The 19,054-nt window shown below is 54.4% G+C and carries 20 protein-coding genes; 17 read left to right on the forward strand and 3 right to left on the reverse strand.

The window, feature by feature from the left end; translation table 11 throughout:
- Window positions 1–56: 56 nt before the first annotated feature.
- The 11 genes from livH (at window position 57) to ugpQ (ending at window position 9,614) form a co-directional block, all read left to right on the forward strand.
- The gene (gene livH, locus ACUY4Q_RS01690) at window positions 57–983 is read left to right on the forward strand and encodes a high-affinity branched-chain amino acid ABC transporter permease LivH (RefSeq protein WP_458045422.1); all 927 of its coding nucleotides are present in this window, start codon (window positions 57–59) and stop codon (window positions 981–983) included.
- Window positions 980–2,257, forward strand: coding sequence for a branched chain amino acid ABC transporter permease LivM (livM, locus tag ACUY4Q_RS01695; protein WP_458045423.1), 1,278 nt, complete (start codon window positions 980–982; stop codon window positions 2,255–2,257). Before livH ends, livM begins: the two co-directional genes overlap by 4 nt.
- Window positions 2,254–3,021, forward strand: coding sequence for a high-affinity branched-chain amino acid ABC transporter ATP-binding protein LivG (livG, locus tag ACUY4Q_RS01700; RefSeq protein ID WP_458045424.1), 768 nt, complete (start codon window positions 2,254–2,256; stop codon window positions 3,019–3,021). The genes livM and livG overlap by 4 nt, the downstream gene beginning before the upstream one ends.
- A 1-nt stretch (window position 3,022) precedes the next feature.
- On the forward strand, window positions 3,023–3,736 hold the full coding sequence (gene livF, locus ACUY4Q_RS01705) for a high-affinity branched-chain amino acid ABC transporter ATP-binding protein LivF (protein ID WP_458045425.1): 714 nt from the start codon (window positions 3,023–3,025) through the stop codon (window positions 3,734–3,736).
- Between the two features lie 143 nt (window positions 3,737–3,879).
- Complete coding sequence (locus tag ACUY4Q_RS01710; protein ID WP_458045426.1) at window positions 3,880–4,101, forward strand: type II toxin-antitoxin system Phd/YefM family antitoxin; 222 nt, start codon at window positions 3,880–3,882, stop codon at window positions 4,099–4,101.
- Window positions 4,098–4,466: a type II toxin-antitoxin system death-on-curing family toxin gene (locus ACUY4Q_RS01715; RefSeq protein WP_458045427.1), complete on the forward strand. Its 369-nt coding sequence runs from the start codon at window positions 4,098–4,100 to the stop codon at window positions 4,464–4,466. The genes ACUY4Q_RS01710 and ACUY4Q_RS01715 overlap by 4 nt, the downstream gene beginning before the upstream one ends.
- 177 nt (window positions 4,467–4,643) lie before the next feature.
- On the forward strand, window positions 4,644–5,960 hold the full coding sequence (gene ugpB / locus ACUY4Q_RS01720; RefSeq protein ID WP_458045428.1) for a sn-glycerol-3-phosphate ABC transporter substrate-binding protein UgpB: 1,317 nt from the start codon (window positions 4,644–4,646) through the stop codon (window positions 5,958–5,960).
- 112 nt (window positions 5,961–6,072) lie between these two features.
- Entirely contained in the window at window positions 6,073–6,960 is an 888-nt protein-coding gene (gene ugpA, locus ACUY4Q_RS01725) for a sn-glycerol-3-phosphate ABC transporter permease UgpA (RefSeq protein ID WP_458045429.1), read from the forward strand.
- Complete coding sequence (ugpE, locus tag ACUY4Q_RS01730; RefSeq protein WP_458045430.1) at window positions 6,957–7,802, forward strand: sn-glycerol-3-phosphate ABC transporter permease UgpE; 846 nt, start codon at window positions 6,957–6,959, stop codon at window positions 7,800–7,802. Before ugpA ends, ugpE begins: the two co-directional genes overlap by 4 nt.
- Window position 7,803: 1 nt before the next feature.
- Window positions 7,804–8,877 (forward strand): sn-glycerol-3-phosphate import ATP-binding protein UgpC, encoded by a 1,074-nt coding sequence (locus ACUY4Q_RS01735; protein WP_458045431.1) that lies wholly within the window; start codon window positions 7,804–7,806, stop codon window positions 8,875–8,877.
- Window positions 8,874–9,614, forward strand: coding sequence for a glycerophosphodiester phosphodiesterase (gene ugpQ, locus ACUY4Q_RS01740; RefSeq protein WP_458045432.1), 741 nt, complete (start codon window positions 8,874–8,876; stop codon window positions 9,612–9,614). The genes ACUY4Q_RS01735 and ugpQ overlap by 4 nt, the downstream gene beginning before the upstream one ends.
- On the opposite strand, the gene ACUY4Q_RS01745 is transcribed toward ugpQ, so the two are convergent.
- Entirely contained in the window at window positions 9,611–10,060 is a 450-nt protein-coding gene (locus ACUY4Q_RS01745; RefSeq protein WP_458045433.1) for a DUF2756 family protein, read from the reverse strand. The two genes, ugpQ and ACUY4Q_RS01745, sit on opposite strands and share 4 nt — an antisense overlap.
- Before the next feature lie 121 nt (window positions 10,061–10,181).
- On the opposite strand from ACUY4Q_RS01745, the gene ggt reads away from it, so the two are divergent.
- The gene (gene ggt / locus ACUY4Q_RS01750; RefSeq protein WP_458045434.1) at window positions 10,182–11,936 is read left to right on the forward strand and encodes a gamma-glutamyltransferase; all 1,755 of its coding nucleotides are present in this window, start codon (window positions 10,182–10,184) and stop codon (window positions 11,934–11,936) included.
- A gap of 426 nt (window positions 11,937–12,362) precedes the next feature.
- Here the strand turns inward: ggt and yhhY are convergent, their stop codons facing one another.
- Both yhhY and ACUY4Q_RS01760 read right to left on the reverse strand, forming a co-directional pair.
- Window positions 12,363–12,854 (reverse strand): N-acetyltransferase, encoded by a 492-nt coding sequence (yhhY, locus tag ACUY4Q_RS01755; RefSeq protein ID WP_458045435.1) that lies wholly within the window; start codon window positions 12,852–12,854, stop codon window positions 12,363–12,365.
- Between the two features lie 185 nt (window positions 12,855–13,039).
- On the reverse strand, window positions 13,040–13,714 hold the full coding sequence (locus tag ACUY4Q_RS01760) for a bactofilin family protein (protein ID WP_458045436.1): 675 nt from the start codon (window positions 13,712–13,714) through the stop codon (window positions 13,040–13,042).
- Window positions 13,715–13,997: 283 nt separating this feature from the next.
- On the opposite strand from ACUY4Q_RS01760, the gene ACUY4Q_RS01765 reads away from it, so the two are divergent.
- The 5 genes from ACUY4Q_RS01765 to gntU all read left to right on the forward strand — a co-directional run bounded on the left by ACUY4Q_RS01765 (window position 13,998) and on the right by gntU (window position 18,962).
- Window positions 13,998–15,035, forward strand: coding sequence for an oxidoreductase (locus tag ACUY4Q_RS01765; protein WP_458045437.1), 1,038 nt, complete (start codon window positions 13,998–14,000; stop codon window positions 15,033–15,035).
- Window positions 15,036–15,158: 123 nt separating this feature from the next.
- Entirely contained in the window at window positions 15,159–15,854 is a 696-nt protein-coding gene (locus tag ACUY4Q_RS01770; protein WP_458045438.1) for a pirin family protein, read from the forward strand.
- Between the two features lie 102 nt (window positions 15,855–15,956).
- Window positions 15,957–16,952, forward strand: coding sequence for a gluconate operon transcriptional repressor GntR (gene gntR, locus ACUY4Q_RS01775; RefSeq protein WP_458045439.1), 996 nt, complete (start codon window positions 15,957–15,959; stop codon window positions 16,950–16,952).
- A 136-nt stretch (window positions 16,953–17,088) separates the two neighbouring features.
- Window positions 17,089–17,610 carry a gluconokinase gene (gene gntK / locus ACUY4Q_RS01780; RefSeq protein WP_458045440.1) on the forward strand — a complete coding sequence of 174 codons (522 nt, stop codon included), beginning with the start codon at window positions 17,089–17,091 and terminating at the stop codon, window positions 17,608–17,610.
- An 11-nt stretch (window positions 17,611–17,621) separates the two neighbouring features.
- Window positions 17,622–18,962 carry a gluconate transporter gene (gntU, locus tag ACUY4Q_RS01785; protein WP_458045441.1) on the forward strand — a complete coding sequence of 447 codons (1,341 nt, stop codon included), beginning with the start codon at window positions 17,622–17,624 and terminating at the stop codon, window positions 18,960–18,962.
- The last annotated feature ends 92 nt before the right edge of the window (window positions 18,963–19,054 follow it).

Genomic DNA, 19,054 nt, shown 5'->3' on the forward strand with positions numbered 1-19,054 from the left:
GAATTATTTAGAGTGGCCTCAGTATCCCGTCCTTGCGGGTTTAGAAAGGTTACGTTATGTCCGAGCAGTTTCTCTATTTTTTGCAGCAGATGTTTAACGGCGTGACGCTGGGAAGCACCTATGCACTGATCGCCATCGGTTACACCATGGTATATGGCATTATCGGCATGATTAACTTCGCCCATGGCGAGGTCTACATGATCGGTAGCTATGTCTCGTTTATGATTATTGCTGCGCTGATGATGATGGGTATCGACGCCAGTTGGTTGCTGGTTACCGCAGGGTTCGTTGGCGCTATCGTGATCGCGAGTGCGTATGGCTGGAGTATTGAACGGGTAGCCTATCGCCCGGTTCGTAGCTCTAAGCGCCTGATCGCGCTGATTTCCGCCATCGGGATGTCCATCTTCCTGCAAAACTACGTCAGCCTGACCGAAGGCTCGCGTGACGTCGCGTTACCGAGCCTGTTTAACGGCCAGTGGACCGTGGGCAGTAGCGATAACTTCTCTGCGACCATCACCACCATGCAGCTGGTTATCTGGGTCGTGACCTTTGTCTCGATGCTGGCGCTGACGGTGTTTATCCGTTATTCCCGTATGGGTCGTGCCTGCCGTGCCTGTTCGGAAGACCTGAAAATGGCCAGCCTGCTGGGCATTAATACCGATCGCGTCATTGCGTTGACCTTTGTGATCGGTGCGGCGATGGCGGCGGTTGCCGGTGTCCTGCTCGGTCAGTTCTACGGCGTGATTAACCCGTACATTGGCTTTATGGCGGGGATGAAAGCGTTCACCGCGGCGGTATTAGGCGGTATCGGCAGTATTCCTGGCGCAATGATCGGTGGCCTCATTCTGGGCGTGACCGAATCCCTCTCCTCTGCATACCTGAGTACAGAATATAAAGACGTGGTGGCCTTTGCCCTGCTGATTATCGTACTGCTGGTGATGCCGACCGGTATCCTGGGTCGTCCGGAGGTTGAAAAAGTATGAAACCGATGCATTTTGCGATGGCGCTGCTCTCTGCCGCCATGTTCTTCGTGCTGGCGGGCGTCTTTATGGGCGTGCAGTTAGAGCTGGATGGCACAAAACTGGTGGTCAATACCGCAGCGAGTATTCGCTGGGAGTGGGTTTTTATTGGCACCGCCGTGGTCTTCTTCTTCCAGTTGCTGCGTCCGGTCTTCCAGAAGAGCCTGAAAAACGTCTCTGGCCCGAAATTCATTCTGCCGGCGATTGACGGTTCCACCGTTAAACAGAAGCTGTTCCTGGTCGCTCTGTTGGTGGCAGCCGTCGCCTGGCCGTTCGTGGTCTCCCGTGGCACGGTCGATATCGCCACCATGACCATGATTTACATCATCCTCGGCCTGGGCCTTAACGTGGTCGTCGGGCTGTCTGGCCTGTTGGTGCTCGGCTACGGTGGTTTCTACGCGATCGGAGCGTACACCTTTGCGCTGCTGAACCACTATTACGGGCTTGGCTTCTGGACCTGTTTGCCGATTTCGGCGCTGGTCTCTGCGGCGGCGGGTTTCCTGCTTGGCTTCCCGGTCCTGCGTCTGCGCGGTGATTACCTGGCGATCGTAACCTTAGGGTTCGGTGAAATCGTTCGTATCCTGCTGCTTAACAATACGGAAATTACCGGTGGCCCGAACGGTATCAGTCAGATCCCTAAACCGACGCTGTTTGGCCTGGAGTTCAGCCGTAGCGCCCGTGAAGGCGGCTGGGATACCTTCAGCAACTTCTTTGGCGTGCCGTATGATCCCAGTGACCGTGTGATTTTCCTTTACCTGGTCGCGCTGCTGCTGGTGGTTTTCTCTCTGTTCGTGATTAACCGTCTGCTGCGTATGCCGCTCGGTCGCGCCTGGGAAGCCCTGCGTGAAGATGAGATTGCCTGCCGTTCACTGGGGTTGAACCCGACCCGCATCAAGCTGACCGCGTTTACCATCAGCGCCGCCTTTGCAGGCTTCGCCGGAACGCTGTTTGCCGCCCGCCAGGGCTTTGTCAGCCCGGAATCCTTCACCTTCGCGGAGTCCGCATTTGTGCTGGCGATTGTGGTGCTTGGTGGTATGGGATCGCAGTTTGCGGTCATCCTGGCAGCAGTGCTGCTGGTGGTATCGCGTGAATTAATGCGTGATTTCAATGAGTACAGCATGTTGATGCTGGGTGGTTTGATGGTACTGATGATGATCTGGCGTCCGCAGGGCTTGCTGCCAATGACCCGTGTGCAGTTGAAACTGAAAAATGGTCAGGCGAAAGGAGAGCAGGCATGAGTCAGCCACTGTTATCCGTAAATGGCCTGATGATGCGTTTTGGCGGCCTGTTGGCCGTTAACAACGTGGCACTGGACTTACATCCTCAGGAGATCGTTTCGCTTATCGGCCCGAACGGCGCGGGTAAAACCACGGTGTTCAACTGCCTCACCGGCTTCTACAAGCCGACCGGGGGCACCATTATGCTGCGTGACCAGCACCTGGAAGGGCTGCCGGGGCAACAGATCGCCCGTATGGGCGTAGTGCGTACGTTCCAACACGTGCGTCTGTTCCGTGAAATGACGGTGATTGAAAACCTGCTGGTAGCGCAACATCAGCAACTGAAAACCGGTGTGTTCTCGGGCCTGTTGAAAACCCCGTCGTTCCGCCGCGCACAAACGGAAGCTCTGGACCGTGCGGCTGTCTGGCTGGAGCGTATTGGTTTGTTGGCGCACGCTAACCGCCAGGCCAGCAACCTGGCTTATGGCGACCAGCGTCGTCTGGAGATTGCCCGCTGCATGGTGACGCAGCCGGAAATCCTGATGCTCGACGAACCGGCGGCAGGTCTTAACCCGAAAGAGACCAAAGAGCTGGATGAGCTGATCGTTGAGCTGCGTAGCCACCACAACACCACCATCCTGTTGATTGAGCACGATATGAAGCTGGTGATGGGGATCTCCGATCGTATTTACGTTGTCAACCAGGGAACACCGCTGGCGAACGGTACACCGGAAGAAATTCGTAATAACCCGGACGTGATCCGTGCATACCTCGGTGAGGCATAAGATGGAAAAAGTCATGTTGTCTTTTGACAAAGTTAGCGCCCACTACGGCAAAATCCAGGCCCTGCACGAGGTCAGCCTGCACATTAATCAGGGTGAGATTGTGACCCTGATTGGTGCCAACGGCGCGGGTAAAACAACCCTGCTGGGTACGCTTTGCGGTGATCCCCGTGCCACCAGCGGCCGTATTGTCTTCGATGATAAAGACATTACCGACTGGCAGACGGCAAAAATCATGCGTGAGGCGGTGGCTATTGTCCCGGAAGGGCGTCGCGTCTTTTCTCGTATGACGGTAGAAGAGAATCTGGCGATGGGGGGCTTTTTTGCCGACAGCGACCAGTTCCAGAGCCGCATTAAGCGCGTCTACGATCTGTTCCCGCGTCTGCATGAACGCCGTGTTCAGCGTGCGGGTACGATGTCCGGTGGCGAGCAGCAGATGCTGGCCATTGGTCGCGCGCTGATGAGCCAGCCGCGTTTGCTGCTGCTGGATGAACCTTCTCTGGGCCTGGCACCCATCATCATTCAGCAGATTTTCGACACCATTGAACAACTGCGTAAAGAAGGGATGACCATTTTCCTCGTCGAGCAGAACGCCAACCAGGCGCTGAAACTCGCTGACCGCGGCTACGTGCTGGAAAACGGCCACGTGGTGTTGGAAGACACCGGTGATGCGCTGTTAGCGAACGAAGCGGTACGCAGCGCCTATCTGGGCGGCTGACAGAGCAACACCCGGCAGCACTAACTTGCCCGGTAGATAATCTTTATATACTCAAACCGGGTGACGCGAATTCGTCGCCCGGTTTTTTATGCATAACTGTACCTCTTTGTTGTACAATTAACCTGTACAACTCTGGAGGCGATATGCACACAATGAACTATAGCGAGGCGCGACAAAACCTGGCTGCTGCACTCGACACTGCCGCCATGGGCACTCCCGTCACCATCACTCGCCGCGGTCACAAATCTGCAGTGATCATTAGCGCTGAAGAATTCGAGCGTTATCAGGCGGCAAAAATGGATGCTGAATTTGATGCCATCATGGCGATTCATGGTAATGAAATTCGGGAACTGGCTGATAAATGATGATTCAGTTTATCTCAGCGGAAGAGATAATCCGTTTCCACGATAAGCTACTGCAAGTTACCCCTGGTGTTCCGGGCATGCCCGACCCCGGGAGAGCGGAAGCGCTGCTTTACCGCGTACTCAATAAATATGAGTACGAAGGTATGAATGATGTCTGGCAGCTTGCGGCGATGCATCTTCTGGCTATTTCTCGCGGTCATATTTTCAATGACGGTAATAAACGCACTGCGCTTTTTATTACGCTACTGTTCCTGAAGCGCAACGGTATAGTGTTGTCCGCAAATAATGCGTTCGTTGAGTTAACCGTTGATGCAGCCGCGGGGCGACTTTCGGTAGACGATATCGCACAGACTCTGCGCGGATGATTCTCGCCCGCCATCTTTCCTTCACTAATCCATCATCCCTTCATCATCTCTCTGACGCCTTGTTGTCACTTTATTGTAATTAAACGGTTATTTTTCTGTAATTCGAGCGTGTCATGTTACCTCGCGAGCATAAAACGCGTGATATCGCGCATCCGGCACAACAAGAGAGAAAACCGAATGACACCGTTACGACACACAGCTTTAGGTCTGGCACTTGGGTTGATCTTCGCAGGCAACGCCATGGCCGCTACGTCAATCCCGTTCTGGCATTCCATGGAAGGCGAACTGGGTAAAGAAGTTGAGTCCCTGGCGCAACGTTTTAACGAAACCCACCCGGATTACAAAATTGTGCCGGTGTACAAAGGTAACTACGAGCAGAGCCTGAGTGCCGGTATTGCCGCGTTCCGTACGGGTAACGCGCCTGCCATGTTGCAGGTTTATGAAGTCGGTACGGCAACCATGATGGCGTCTAAAGCCATCAAGCCGGTCTACGAAGTCTTTAAAGACGCAGGTATCAACTTTGACGAATCTCAGTTCGTCCCGACCGTTTCCGGCTACTACACCGACTCTAAAACCGGTCACCTGCTGTCTCAACCGTTCAACAGCTCCACGCCGGTGCTGTACTACAACAAAGATGCCTTCAAAAAAGCAGGCTTAGATCCAGAGCAGCCACCCAAAACCTGGCAGGATCTGGCAGCCTACACCGCCAAACTGAAAGCTGCGGGCATGAAATGCGGCTACGCCAGCGGCTGGCAGGGCTGGATCCAGATTGAAAACTTCAGCGCCTGGCACGGTCTGCCGGTGGCGACGAAAAACAACGGCTTTGACGGTACGGATGCCGTTCTTGAGTTCAACAAACCCGAGCAGGTGAAACACATCGCCATGCTGGAAGAGCTCAATAAGAAGGGCGATTTCAGCTACTTCGGTCGTAAAGACGAATCTACCGAGAAGTTTTATAACGGTGACTGCGCGATCACCACCGCCTCTTCCGGTTCTCTCGCGGACATTCGTCATTACGCCAAATTTAACTACGGTGTCGGCATGATGCCTTACGACGCTGATGTGAAAGGCGCACCGCAGAACGCCATCATTGGTGGTGCAAGCCTGTGGGTCATGCAGGGCAAAGACAAAGCGACCTATACCGGCGTTGCCCAGTTCCTGGAATTCTTGGCTAAACCGGAAAATGCGGCTGAATGGCACCAGAAAACTGGCTACCTGCCTATCACCACCGCAGCGTATGAGCTGACTCGTAAAGAGGGCTTCTACGACAAGAACCCAGGTGCTGATATCGCAACCCGTCAGATGCTGAACAAGCCGCCGTTGCCGTTCACCAAAGGCCTGCGTCTGGGCAATATGCCGCAGATCCGTACCATTGTGGATGAAGAACTGGAAAGCGTCTGGACCGGTAAGAAAACCCCGCAGCAGGCACTGGATGCGGCGGTAGAGCGTGGTAATCAACTGCTGCGCCGCTTCGAGCAATCCACTAAGTCTTAATAGCTTACACCCTCACCCCGGCCTCTCCCTGAAAGGGAGAGGGAGCAAACCCTCCCTCGCCCCTCTGGGGAGAGAGTTAGGGTGAGGGGAAAATACAACTCAGAGCTTAACTATGTCCTCATCCCGTCCGGTGTTTCGTTCCCGCTGGCTACCCTATCTGCTGGTCGCGCCCCAACTGGTTATCACCGTTATTTTCTTTATCTGGCCTGCGGGCGAAGCGTTATGGTACTCCGTACAAAGCGTGGATCCCTTTGGGCTTTCCAGTACCTTCGTTGGGCTGGACAATTTCGTCGGGCTGTTCCGTGACAGCTACTATCTGGACTCCTTCTGGACGACGATGCGCTTTAGTGCGCTGGTGACCTTCTTTGGGCTCTTCACCTCGCTGTTTTTTGCCGCCCTGGTGGATAACGTGGTGCGCGGCAGTCGCATTTATCAGACGCTGATGCTGCTGCCCTATGCTGTCGCCCCTGCCGTCGCTGCCGTGTTATGGATTTTCCTCTTTAACCCGGGTCGCGGGCTGATTACCCATTTTCTTGAGCAGTTTGGCTACGACTGGAACCACGCGCAGAACAGCGGCCAGGCGATGTTCCTGGTAGTCTTCGCCTCCGTCTGGAAGCAGATAAGCTACAACTTCCTGTTCTTCTTCGCCGCGCTGCAATCCATCCCGCGTTCGCTGGTGGAAGCCGCTGCGATCGACGGTGCAGGGCCTGTTCGCCGCTTCTTCAAACTGTCACTGCCGCTGATTGCACCGGTGAGTTTCTTCCTGCTGGTGGTCAACCTGGTGTATGCCTTCTTCGACACCTTCCCGGTGATTGACGCCGCGACGGCGGGGGGGCCGGTACAGGCGACGACGACGCTAATTTATAAGATTTACCGCGAAGGTTTTGTCGGACTGGATCTTTCAGCTTCTGCTGCGCAGTCGGTGGTGCTGATGTTCCTGGTGATCGTGCTGACCGTCGTGCAGTTCCGTTATGTTGAAAGTAAGGTGCGCTACCAATGATTGAGAATCGCCCCGGGCTGACCTTATTCAGTCACATCATGCTGATTCTGGGCATTGTGACGATCCTTTTTCCGATGTACGTCGCGTTTGTTACCGCCACTCTGGACATCAAGGCCGTATACGACACGCCGATGACGCTGATCCCCGGCACGCATTTATGGGAAAACCTGCGCACCATCTGGACGCAGGGCGTGGGGGTAAACAGCGCGCCGTTCTGGCTGATGCTGACCAACAGTTTCATCATGGCCTTCTCCATTACCGTGGGGAAAATCGCCGTGTCGATGCTGTCTGCTTTTGCCATCGTCTGGTTCCGTTTTCCGCTGCGTAACCTCTTCTTCTGGATGATTTTTATCACCCTGATGCTACCGGTAGAAGTGCGTATTTTCCCGACGGTGGAGGTTATCGCTAACCTGAAAATGCTCGACAGTTATACGGGTCTGACGCTGCCGCTGATGGCTTCGGCCACCGCAACGTTCCTGTTCCGCCAGTTCTTTATGACGCTGCCGGATGAGCTGATTGAAGCCGCGCGCATTGATGGCGCGTCACCGATGCGCTTTTTCTGGGACATTGTCCTGCCGCTGTCAAAAACCAATCTGGCTGCCCTGTTTGTGATCACCTTTATCTACGGCTGGAACCAGTATCTGTGGCCGCTGTTGATCGTCAGCGATGTCAATCTGGGCACTGCCGTTGCAGGCATCAAGGGCATGATCGCCACGGGCGAGGGCACCACACAATGGAACCAGGTGATGGCAGCGATGTTGCTTACGCTGATCCCTCCGGTTGTTATCGTTTTAGCCATGCAGCGCGCGTTCGTTCGTGGCCTGGTCGACAATGAGAAATAAGATGGCAGGATTAAAATTACAGGCCGTAACCAAGAGTTGGGATAACGGTAAAACGCAGATTATTCAACCGTTAACACTGGACGTAGCCGATGGCGAATTCATTGTGATGGTTGGACCGTCAGGCTGCGGCAAATCCACATTGCTGCGTATGGTGGCCGGGCTTGAGCGTGTTAGCGCGGGCGACATCTGGATCGACAGCCAGCGCGTGACCGAGATGGAGCCTAAAGATCGCGGCATCGCGATGGTGTTTCAGAACTACGCACTCTACCCGCATATGAGCGTGGAAGAGAACATGGCGTGGGGACTGAAAATTCGCAATATGGGCAAAGAGCATATTGCCGAACGGGTTAAAGAAGCAGCCCGCATTCTGGAACTCGACGGCTTACTTAAACGCCGTCCGCGTGAACTTTCCGGTGGCCAGCGCCAGCGCGTGGCGATGGGCCGTGCGATTGTGCGTGACCCGGCGGTGTTCCTGTTTGATGAGCCGCTCTCCAACCTCGACGCTAAGCTGCGTGTACAGATGCGCCTTGAGCTTCAGCACTTGCACCGCCGTCTGAAAACCACTTCTCTGTACGTGACGCATGACCAGGTCGAAGCCATGACCCTGGCGCAGCGTGTGATGGTGATGAACAAAGGTGTAGCCGAACAGATAGGTACTCCGATTGAGGTCTATGAGAAGCCCGCCAGCCGCTTTGTGGCGAGCTTTATCGGCAGCCCGGCAATGAATCTGCTTGATGGGCGTATCAGCAACACCGGAACCCACTTTGAACTCGACAGCGGCATGGCGCTGCCGATCAACTGGTTCTACCGCGGTTACGCCGGGCGCAAAATGACGCTGGGTATCCGCCCGGAACATATTGCGTTAAGCTCACAGGCCGCAGGCGGTGTGCCGCTGGTTCTGGATACCCTGGAAATGCTCGGTGCAGATAACCTGGCGCACGGTCGCTGGGGCAACCACAAACTGGTGGTGCGTTTGCCGCATCAGGAACGCCCGGCGCAGGGCAGTACACTATGGCTGCATCTGCCGGAAAATCATCTGCACCTCTTCGACGGTGAAACAGGACAACGCGTATGAGCAACTGGCCTTACCCCCATATTGTCGCCCACCGTGGCGGCGGAAAACTGGCACCGGAAAATACGCTGGCGGCGATTGACGTGGGGGCCCGCTACGGTCACACCATGATTGAGTTCGACGTCAAGCTGTCTAAAGACGGGCATATTTTTTTGCTCCACGATGACAACCTTGAGCGCACCAGCAACGGCTGGGGTGTGGCAGGGCATCTGGACTGGAACGATCTGTTGAACGTTGACGTGGGCAGTTGGTTTAGCGGTGAATTTAAGGGCGAGCCTCTGCCAGAGTTATTTGACGTGGCACAGCGCTGCCGCGATCGCGGATTGCTGGCAAACATCGAAATAAAGCCGACCACCGGTACCGGCCCGCTGACCGGCAAAGTCGTGGCCCTTGCTGCACGCGAGTTGTGGCAGGGCATGGTGGCGCCGCTGTTATCGTCTTTTGAGATTGATGCTCTGGAAGCCGCTCAACAGGCCGCACCGGAATTACCCCGTGGGCTGCTGCTGGACGAATGGCGGGATGACTGGCGTGAGCTGACGACGCGTCTCGGCTGCGTCTCGATTCATCTTAATCATCGTTTGCTTGATGAGGCGCGTGTTGCCGCGCTGCGTGACGCGGGATTACATATTCTGGTCTATACCGTCAACAACCCGCAGCGTGCAGCAGAACTGCTTCGCTGGGGCGTTGACTGTATCTGCACCGATGCGATTGACGTCATCGGGCCGCATTTTCAACCTTAAGGCGTGACCGTTTTTAACGGAATGTTGGCCTGCGGCGTGCTGTTAGTGTTCTGATTCAGCATGCCGTTGGTCTGCCTCGGCGGCAGCATATGCTGTTGCTGCGTAAGGGACGCCTCACTGTTGGCCCCCTGGCTCAGCATACCGCTGTTATTGTTAGGCAGCATTTGCTGCCTGCCGGGGTCAAGTTCGCCAGGTTGTGCCTGGAGTACTCGCTGAGAATTGTTGTTTATCTGCGCTTCGAGATGCTGTTGTTGCAGACGCGTTTGTGTCTGCAGATTCTGGTTTAACATCCCTTTCTGCTGCTGTTGCTGATTGAGCATTTGCGTTTGCATACGCTGCTGGCTGGGGATCTGGTAACCCGGCTGGTTAGGGTTATTTAAGGTATTTATCGGCTGTGCGAATGCGGTCAACGGCAAAAACGCCGCCATAATAATCAGTCGTTTCATCGTCATCTCCTCCGTCTGAGGCTTCTCCTAAGTTTACTTGCTTTTCGCCATGACGATGATCTTTTAAGAGTTCTGAACCAGGCTTAAGCGGGGACTGTCGCCCCAAATCTGGAGAACGACGATGATGAAGCAGAAGTTTGCACGTTGGGTGGCGATAGCCGCTCTGACGGCGGGAGGATGTTTTAGCGTTGCAGCCGCTCCCCCGCCCGTAGCGGCACCGGCGCCTGTGTCCTATGGCGTTGAAGCCGATGTCTTCCACCCCGTCCGGGCGAAGCAGGGGATGGTGGCCTCGGTGGATGAAACCGCGACCCGGGTTGGGGTTGATATTCTCAAACAGGGGGGGAATGCCGTCGATGCGGCCGTTGCGGTGGGTTACGCGCTGGCGGTGACGCACCCCCAGGCCGGTAACCTCGGCGGCGGCGGGTTTATGATGATCCGCACCAAAGACGGTAATACCACGGCCATCGATTTTCGCGAGATGGCCCCTGCTGCGGCCACGCGTGATATGTTCCTCGACGATCAGGGCAATCCTGACAGTAAAAAATCCCTGACCTCCCATTTAGCCTCAGGCACGCCGGGCACGGTAGCGGGCTTCTCACTGGCGCTGGAAAAATATGGCACCCTGCCGCTCAACAAAGTCGTGCAGCCAGCCATTAAACTCGCGAAGCAGGGCTTTGTGGTTAATGACGCGCTGGCTGATGATCTGAAAGTTTATGGCAGCGAAGTCTTGCCGAATCACGAAAACAGTAAAGCTATCTTCTGGAAAGACGGAGAGCCGCTGAAAAAGGGCGACAAGCTGGTACAGGCTAATCTGGGTAAAAGCCTTGAGATGATCGCTGAGAAGGGCCCCGAGGCCTTCTACAAAGGTTCGATAGCCGATCAGATTGCCGAAGAGATGAGCAAAAACGGTGGCCTTATCACCAAGGATGATTTGGCAAATTACAAAGCCATCGAGCGTACGCCGATTAGCGGGGAGTACCGTGGCTATCAGGTCTTTTCCATGCCGCCACCTTCTTCCGGTGGCATTCATATCGTGCAAATCCTTAATATCCTGGAGAATTTCGATCTCGCGAAATACGGTTTTGGCAGTGCGGATACCTTGCAGGTGATGGCAGAAGCTGAAAAATACGCCTATGCCGACCGATCGGAATATCTAGGCGATCCCGATTTCGTTAAGGTCCCCTGGCAGGCGCTGACCAATAAAGATTACGCCAAATCGCTGGCCCAGCAGATCGATGTGAATAAGGCGAAACCCTCCAGCCAGATTCGCCCCGGCAAACTGGAGCCTTACGAGAGTAATCAAACCACGCATTACTCGATTGTGGATAAAGACGGCAACGCTGTTTCGGTCACCTACACGTTAAACACGACCTTTGGTTCGGGCATCGTGGCGGGCAATACCGGTATTCTGATGAATAACCAGATGGATGACTTCTCGGCTAAACCTGGTGTGCCTAACGTTTACGGGCTGGTGGGCGGCGATGCCAATGCCGTGGGGCCGGGTAAACGTCCGCTGTCGTCGATGTCGCCGACTATCGTGGTGAAAGACGGGAAAACCTGGCTGGTTACCGGTAGCCCTGGTGGTAGCCGAATTATTACCACTGTTCTGCAAATGGTCGTGAACAGCATCGATTTTGGGATGAACGTCGCCGAAGCCACGAATGCGCCGCGCTTCCATCATCAATGGCTGCCGGATGAACTGCGCGTCGAAAAGGGCTTCAGCCCGGACACCCTTAAACTGCTTGAGCAGAAAGGGCAGAAGGTGGCAGTGAAAGAAGCAATGGGCAGCACACAAAGTATTATGGTCGGCCCGGATGGCACCCTGTACGGTGCGTCTGACCCGCGCACGGTGGATGATTTAACGGCAGGGTATTAAGGGAATTCCACAAAAAATGTGAGCACGGACAGTCCCCTCTCCTCTTTGGGGAGAGGGCGAGGGTGAGGGGAAAATACAGCTCTGGTGGTCATTCCGTTCACCTTATGTTCCTTGCTTTTCTATAACGCCAGAACCCGTGAACGTGCCAGGGTGGTTCACCGCCACCGCCCTGGCGACCCGGGCTCCCGGCCAGGAAAATCGCCGCTGGCGCGGTCAACTCAGCATATTCCTTCAGGCTTATCGGGGACGGGCGAAGGTAACGTCCGTGTAAAGTCGCCCTCGCCGCGCATCCCTGCGCGTCGCCCCGGCCTTGCGGATACGCTTCGTCGATTTTCAGCCGGACCCTGTCATCGCTGTAAGTTTTTTATTCTCATTTCGCGGTGTTATCGCTGTAACACTTGAGAGGGATCTGGCGTGGAACAGGATTCAGTGTTTCACTCGCGCCATAAAGTACGCATCCACATACTCACCGTTACGCAGAGCAAATTTCTTGCCGGTGCCTTCCACTTCAAAACCAAACCTGCGGTAGAGCGCCAGCGCCGGGGCGTTGTCGACGAAAACCGTCAGCTCAATGCGTTCGATGCGCAGCCAGTTATCACAGAGATTCACCATTTCACGCAGCATGGCGCTGCCCACACCTCGTCCACGGAATTCGCTGGAAACACTGATACCAAAGGTCGCAACGTGGCTGCGGCGTGGACTTTGCTCGACATCCACCACTAAATGCCCGGCGACGACATCATCAATACAGGCCACAAGATGGCGACGGCCGGGGCGCGGTTCCAGCCGCTCCTTCCACATATCCATAGAAGGATGAGGAAGTTGTAGCGTGTCGTGATAGACCTCCGGATGCGCATTGATTTGACGTAAAGGCTCAGCGTCACGGGCTTCGGCATGGCGGATCACGATGCTATTCATTTCCTTTCTCCTTGTTGAATGTTCCCTTTCAACTTCACTGAGTTGCCAAAGCGAGTCAAGCAGCATTTTTTGCAAAATAGGGGTAGACAATTGCGAATGATAATGATTATTATTGTCATGCGTTCAGGGAAACCTATGCGGTAATCCTGAAAGCACGACATTGCTCACATTGCTTCCAGTATTTCTTAGCCAGCCGGGTGCTGGCTTTTTTTTTGCTCATTTAACCCGCCTGTGGATTTATCGCTTTTCTCAGGAGGCGCATCTGTTTTCAATCCTACGACGTTGTTCTTCGTCTGAACGGGCGGCTGAACATCGGCCTGACCGGTAAACTGGCCTCCTTTTTTTATGGCCAGTTGCCGATACGCCAGGGTGCCATTTATTCGTCCATTTTCATAGATTTCAACGGCATCTGCGAGGCATTGCCCCTGAATCGTACCGTCAATAATCAGTTCGCGGCAGATAACGTTTCCTTCCACCGAGCCCGTGCGCATGACCTTGATCAGACCTTCGGGCGCGGTGATATTGCCGTGAAGACTCCCGTGAATGTAGACCGGGGTCGACGAAACGATGTTGCCTTCCACATGAACATCACTGGCGATAACCGTATTGGTATGTTTTTCCGCACCGCTGGCTGCTGCTTCACTCACCGGGGCAGGGGGCGTATGCATGGCAGGTACTTCAGAGGACTTTTGTTTTTTAAACATCGGTATTATCCATCCTTGAACGAGTTGAATGATAAGAGCAGCAACAGCCAGCAATCCTGCTGAGCGGGCTGCGGTATGTGCACCCAGGCACCAGGCCAGCAGGGCAAGCAGCCACAATAAACAGGTGAGGTTGAGCAGGTAATACTTCCTTTCCATAGACGGCTCCTGAGCCACCTTTCCAGTCTGTTAGCGACGCGAGTGATGACCTGTGAGTGCAAAAATGCGGCTCTCTTATGCGGAATTCCGCGGCTTGCGTCAAGGTCTGAAATAGCACTTTAGGAATAATAAGTCATTGTATCTGCTTGTTTTATTCAGAATAAAAATGCTGTTGATACAAGCCATTGTGGCAATGAATGTTTAATCTCAGAGGCTCGGCGGTTTTTATCACTGGCTGACTGCGCTAAGGTTTAAAGCTGCAACGCTCAACAAGGAAAGGATCATGACCTTACACTGCGCATTTATCGGTTTTGGTAAAAGCACGACCCGTTACCATCTTCCCTACGTTTTGAACCGCAAAGATAGCTGGCATGTCGCCCATATTTATCGCCGCAGCGCGAAGCCGGAAGAGCAGCATCCGCAGTACCAACATATTCATTTCACCAGCGACCTTGATGAGGTGCTCAACGATCCCGAGGTCAAGCTGGTGGTGGTTTGTACCCATGCTGACAGCCACTTTGAATATGCAAAGCGGGCGCTGGAGGCGGGGAAAAACGTGCTGGTCGAAAAGCCGTTTACGCCGACCATGGCCGAGGCCATTACCTTGTTTACGCTGGCGAAAAGCAAAGGTCTGACCGTCACGCCGTATCAGAATCGCCGTTTTGACTCCTGCTTCCTGACGGCTAAAAAGGCCATTGAAAGCGGCAAGTTAGGTGAGATTGTCGAAGTGGAGAGCCATTTTGACTATTACCGTCCGGTTGCGGAAACGAAGCCAGGCCTGCCGCAGGATGGTTCTTTTTACGGCCTGGGTGTTCACACCATGGATCAAATTATTTCACTGTTTGGTCGCCCGGATCATGTCGCTTACGACATCCGCAGTCTGCGTAATAAAGCGAATCCTGATGATACCTTCGAGGCGCAGCTGTTCTTTGGTGACCTGAAGGCGATCGTTAAGACCAGCCATCTGGTTAAAATCGATTACCCGAAGTTTATCGTACACGGCACCAAGGGGTCGTTCATAAAATTTGGTATCGACCAGCAGGAAACCAGCCTGAAAGCCAACATCATGCCTGGTGAACCGGGCTTTGCGGCTGACGATAGCGTGGGTGAGCTGGAATACGTCAACGAAGCCGGTGAGAGCGTACGCGAAACGCTGCCCCCGGAAAAGGGCGACTACGGACTGGTCTATGATGCGCTTTATGTCACGATTGTGAGTGGGGCGGAAAATTACGTCAAGGAATCTGACGTTCTGACCAATCTGGAGATCCTTGAAAGGGCATTTGAACAGGCCTCCCCTGCCACGGTAACCCTCGCAAAGTAAGGGATTCTGGCAGAAAAATAGTCGTTCATTTTTTTTGAACAGAGGCGTCAATTTTCACCCTCTATGATTGCGGGTCGATCGGGTACACACTGACTCCATCGAAACGAACACGAGGGTGAAAACATGATTTACTTACGCAAAGCAAACGACCGTGGTCACGCAAATCATGGCTGGCTTGACTCCTGGCATACCTTTTCGTTTGCCAACTATCACGACCCTAACTTTATGGGCTTCTCCGCACTGCGCGTTATCAATGACGACGTGATTGATGCGGGGCAGGGGTTTGGCACCCATCCTCATAAAGATATGGAAATCCTGACCTATGTGCTGCAGGGTGCCGTTGAACACCAGGACAGCATGGGTAATAAAGAGCAGGTTCCGGCGGGTGAGTTCCAGATTATGAGTGCCGGTACCGGGGTGCGTCACTCCGAGTACAACCCGAGCGCGACCGAGCCGCTGCGTCTGTATCAGATCTGGATTATTCCAGAAGCGACGGGCATTACGCCACGCTATGAGCAGCGTCGTTTTGATGCGAAGCAGGGCCGCCAACTGGTGCTGTCCCCGGACGCTCGCGAGGGTTCGCTGAAAGTGCACCAGGATATGGAACTGTATCGTTGGGCACTGCTGAAAGATGAGCAGTCGGTGTACCAGGTGTCTGCGGATCGCAAAATCTGGATCCAGGTGGTGAAAGGTGACGTGACTATCAATGGCACGAAGGCGACCACCAGCGATGGTCTGGCTATCTGGGATGAGCAAGCCCTGTCGATTCACGCGGACAGTGACAGCGAAATTCTGCTCTTTGACCTGCCGCCAGTTTGATCCGGCTTAAATAAATGACTCAACCTTCTGGTTAACACCGGAAGGTTGAGTGTTGTCCGTGATAAACTGAGCCATTGTTTCTCAGCTTATTACTTCAGGACGATGAAAAAGAAAAGACCCGTACTACAGGATGTGGCCGATCGCGTGGGCGTGACCAAAATGACGGTCAGCCGTTTTCTGCGCAATCCGGAGCAAGTCTCCATCGCACTTCGGGGAAAAATAGCGGCCGCGCTTGATGAGCTGGGTTACATTCCTAATCGCGCCCCTGACATTCTCTCTAACGCCACCAGCCGTGCGGTGGGCGTTCTCCTCCCTTCCTTAACCAACCAGGTGTTCGCTGAAGTTCTGCGCGGCATTGAAAGCGTCACCGATGCTTATGGTTATCAAACGATGCTGGCCCACTTTGGTTACAAGCCGGAGATGGAAGAAGAGCGTCTGGAATCGATGCTCTCCTGGAATATTGATGGTCTGATTTTGACCGAGCGTACCCACACGCCGCGCACTCTGAAGATGATCGAAGTGGCAGGGATTCCGGTGCTGGAGCTGATGGACAGTGTAACGCCTTGCCTGGATATTGCCGTCGGCTTCGATAACTTCGAAGCGGCACGACAAATGACGGCCGCTATCATTGCCCGTGGTCATCGCGGTGTGGCCTACCTGGGTGCACGTCTGGATGAACGTACTATCATCAAACAGAAGGGGTATGAGCAGGCGATGCTCGACGCCGGGTTAACGCCTTACAGCGTGATGGTGGAACAGTCTTCTTCTTATTCCGCCGGTATTGACCTGATGCGTCAGGCCCGACGCGAATACCCGCAACTGGATGGGATTTTCTGTACTAACGATGACCTGGCCATTGGCGCCGCCTTTGAGTGTCAGCGTTTGGGACTGCGAATTCCTGATGATATGGCGATTGCCGGGTTCCATGGACATGACATCGGTCAGGTGATGGAGCCGCGTCTGGCCAGCGTACTGACGCCGCGTGAGCGCATGGGGCGCATCGGTGCGGAACGCCTTCTGGCGCGGATTCGCGGTGAAACAGTTACGCCGAAATTGTTAGATTTAGGTTTCACTTTGTCACCGGGTGGATCAATTTAGTCTGACAAATTTGAACTAGCTCACACTTATTCACTTCTGGCACGAATGGTTATTGCTTCTCCATTTCCCCGGCAGGACAATGTTACCGATAACTGTTACCCGTAACAATTCTCTTTGTCTCAGTGGGAGCTACGCTTTGAGCACGACTAATCTTGAAAACCGCGTCTATGTCCTGATGGGCGTTTCTGGCAGTGGTAAATCCGCTGTCGCCAGTGAAGTGGCGCATCAAATCCATGCCGCGTTTCTCGATGGCGACTTCCTGCATCCGCGCAGCAACATCACCAAAATGGCCGCAGGCGAGCCGTTAAATGATGACGATCGTAAACCCTGGCTGCAGGCGCTGAACGATGCCGCCTTTGCGATGCAACGCACCAACAAAGTGTCGCTGATTGTCTGCTCTTCTCTGAAGAAGCGCTACCGTGACCTGCTGCGTGACGGCAACCCGAACCTCTCTTTTATCTACCTGAAAGGCGATTTTGACGTGATCGAAAGCCGCCTGAAAGCGCGTAAAGGCCACTTCTTTAAAACGCAGATGCTGGTGACGCAGTTTGAAACGCTTGAAGAGCCGGGTGCGGACGAACGCGACGTGCTTATCGTCGATATCGACCAGCCGCTGGAAGGGGTTGTTGCCAGCACCATTGAAGTGATTAATAAATAAAGGCAGTGGTTTTGAGTACATTAACGCTTGTTTTAACAGCAGTAGGCTCGGTTTTGCTGCTGCTGTTTTTGGTGATGAAAGCGCGTATGCATGCTTTCGTTGCCTTGATGGTGGTTTCTATTGGCGCAGGCCTTTTTTCCGGCATGCCGCTCGTTAAAATTGCGGCAACGATGGAAAAAGGCATGGGCGGTACCCTGGGCTTCCTCGCGATTGTTGTCGCTCTCGGTGCCATGTTCGGCAAAATTTTGCATGAAACCGGCGCGGTAGATCAGATTGCCGTGAAGATGCTCAAGTCCTTCGGCCATAGCCGTGCGCACTATGCGATTGGTCTGGCGGGTCTGATTTGTGCCTTGCCGCTGTTCTTTGAAGTGGCCGTGGTGCTGCTGATAAGCGTTGCCTTTTCTATGGCGCGCCATACCGGCACCAACCTGGTGAAGCTGGTCATTCCGCTGTTTGCGGGTGTGGCGGCGGCGGCGGCATTTTTGCTGCCGGGGCCTGCGCCGATGCTGCTTGCCTCTCAAATGCATGCGGATTTCGGCTGGATGATCCTGATTGGCCTGTGTGCGGCGATCCCGGGCATGCTGATTGCCGGGCCGCTGTGGGGCAATTTTATTAGCCGCTATGTTGAATTGCACATCCCGGACGACATCTCCGAGCCGCACCTTGGCGAAGGTAAAATGCCGTCATTCGCCTTTAGTTTGTCGCTGATTCTGCTGCCGCTGGTACTGGTAGGTCTGAAAACGATTGCCGCGCGTTTTGTTGCAGAAGGTTCCGATCTCTACAACTGGCTGGAGTTTATCGGCCACCCGTTCACCGCGATTCTGGTGGCTTGCCTGGTGGCAATCTACGGGCTGGCGATTCGTCAGGGCATGGCGAAAGACCGCGTGATGGAAATCTGTGGTCAGGCGCTGCAGCCTGCCGGGATTATTCTGCTGGTGATAGGGGCAGGCGGCGTGTTCAAGCAGGTTCTGGTGGATTCCGGCGTGGGTCCGGCACTGGGCGAAGCGCTGACCGGAATGGGGCTGCCCATTGCCGTGACCTGTTTCGTGCTGGCCGCCGCCGTGCGCATTATTCAGGGGTCGGCTACCGTTGCCTGTTTAACGGCGGTAGGTCTGGTGATGCCGGTGATTGAGCAACTGCATTTTTCTGGTGCGCAAATGGCGGCTCTGTCGATTTGTATCGCCGGTGGCTCGATTGTGGTCAGCCATGTGAACGATGCGGGCTTCTGGCTGTTCGGTAAATTTACCGGTGCGACCGAAGCGCAGACGCTGAAAACCTGGACGTTGATGGAGACCATCCTCGGCACCACCGGTGCGATTGTCGGGATGATTGCGTTTACGTTGTTGAGTTAATTTTCCTGTTTAGGGGAGTGCGGCCTGATGCCCTCACCCCGGCCCTCTCCCACAGGGAGAGGGGGCAAACACTAAAAAAGGCAACTTGCGTT

This window comes from Phytobacter cepae, from assembly GCF_054165735.1.

Excerpts from the sequence above, each read along its gene's own strand:
- livH (WP_458045422.1), top strand. The coding sequence starts at position 57 with ATGTCCGAGCAGTTTCTCTATTTTTTGCAGCAGATGTTTAACGGCGTG.
- livM (WP_458045423.1), top strand. The coding sequence starts at position 980 with ATGAAACCGATGCATTTTGCGATGGCGCTGCTCTCTGCCGCCATGTTC.
- livG (WP_458045424.1), top strand. The coding sequence starts at position 2,254 with ATGAGTCAGCCACTGTTATCCGTAAATGGCCTGATGATGCGTTTTGGC.
- livF (WP_458045425.1), top strand. The coding sequence starts at position 3,023 with ATGGAAAAAGTCATGTTGTCTTTTGACAAAGTTAGCGCCCACTACGGC.
- ACUY4Q_RS01710 (WP_458045426.1), top strand. The coding sequence starts at position 3,880 with ATGCACACAATGAACTATAGCGAGGCGCGACAAAACCTGGCTGCTGCA.
- ACUY4Q_RS01715 (WP_458045427.1), top strand. The coding sequence starts at position 4,098 with ATGATGATTCAGTTTATCTCAGCGGAAGAGATAATCCGTTTCCACGAT.
- ugpB (WP_458045428.1), top strand. The coding sequence starts at position 4,644 with ATGACACCGTTACGACACACAGCTTTAGGTCTGGCACTTGGGTTGATC.
- ugpA (WP_458045429.1), top strand. The coding sequence starts at position 6,073 with ATGTCCTCATCCCGTCCGGTGTTTCGTTCCCGCTGGCTACCCTATCTG.
- ugpE (WP_458045430.1), top strand. The coding sequence starts at position 6,957 with ATGATTGAGAATCGCCCCGGGCTGACCTTATTCAGTCACATCATGCTG.
- ACUY4Q_RS01735 (WP_458045431.1), top strand. The coding sequence starts at position 7,804 with ATGGCAGGATTAAAATTACAGGCCGTAACCAAGAGTTGGGATAACGGT.
- ugpQ (WP_458045432.1), top strand. The coding sequence starts at position 8,874 with ATGAGCAACTGGCCTTACCCCCATATTGTCGCCCACCGTGGCGGCGGA.
- ACUY4Q_RS01745 (WP_458045433.1), bottom strand. The coding sequence starts at position 10,060 with ATGAAACGACTGATTATTATGGCGGCGTTTTTGCCGTTGACCGCATTC.
- ggt (WP_458045434.1), top strand. The coding sequence starts at position 10,182 with ATGATGAAGCAGAAGTTTGCACGTTGGGTGGCGATAGCCGCTCTGACG.
- yhhY (WP_458045435.1), bottom strand. The coding sequence starts at position 12,854 with ATGAATAGCATCGTGATCCGCCATGCCGAAGCCCGTGACGCTGAGCCT.
- ACUY4Q_RS01760 (WP_458045436.1), bottom strand. The coding sequence starts at position 13,714 with ATGGAAAGGAAGTATTACCTGCTCAACCTCACCTGTTTATTGTGGCTG.
- ACUY4Q_RS01765 (WP_458045437.1), top strand. The coding sequence starts at position 13,998 with ATGACCTTACACTGCGCATTTATCGGTTTTGGTAAAAGCACGACCCGT.
- ACUY4Q_RS01770 (WP_458045438.1), top strand. The coding sequence starts at position 15,159 with ATGATTTACTTACGCAAAGCAAACGACCGTGGTCACGCAAATCATGGC.
- gntR (WP_458045439.1), top strand. The coding sequence starts at position 15,957 with ATGAAAAAGAAAAGACCCGTACTACAGGATGTGGCCGATCGCGTGGGC.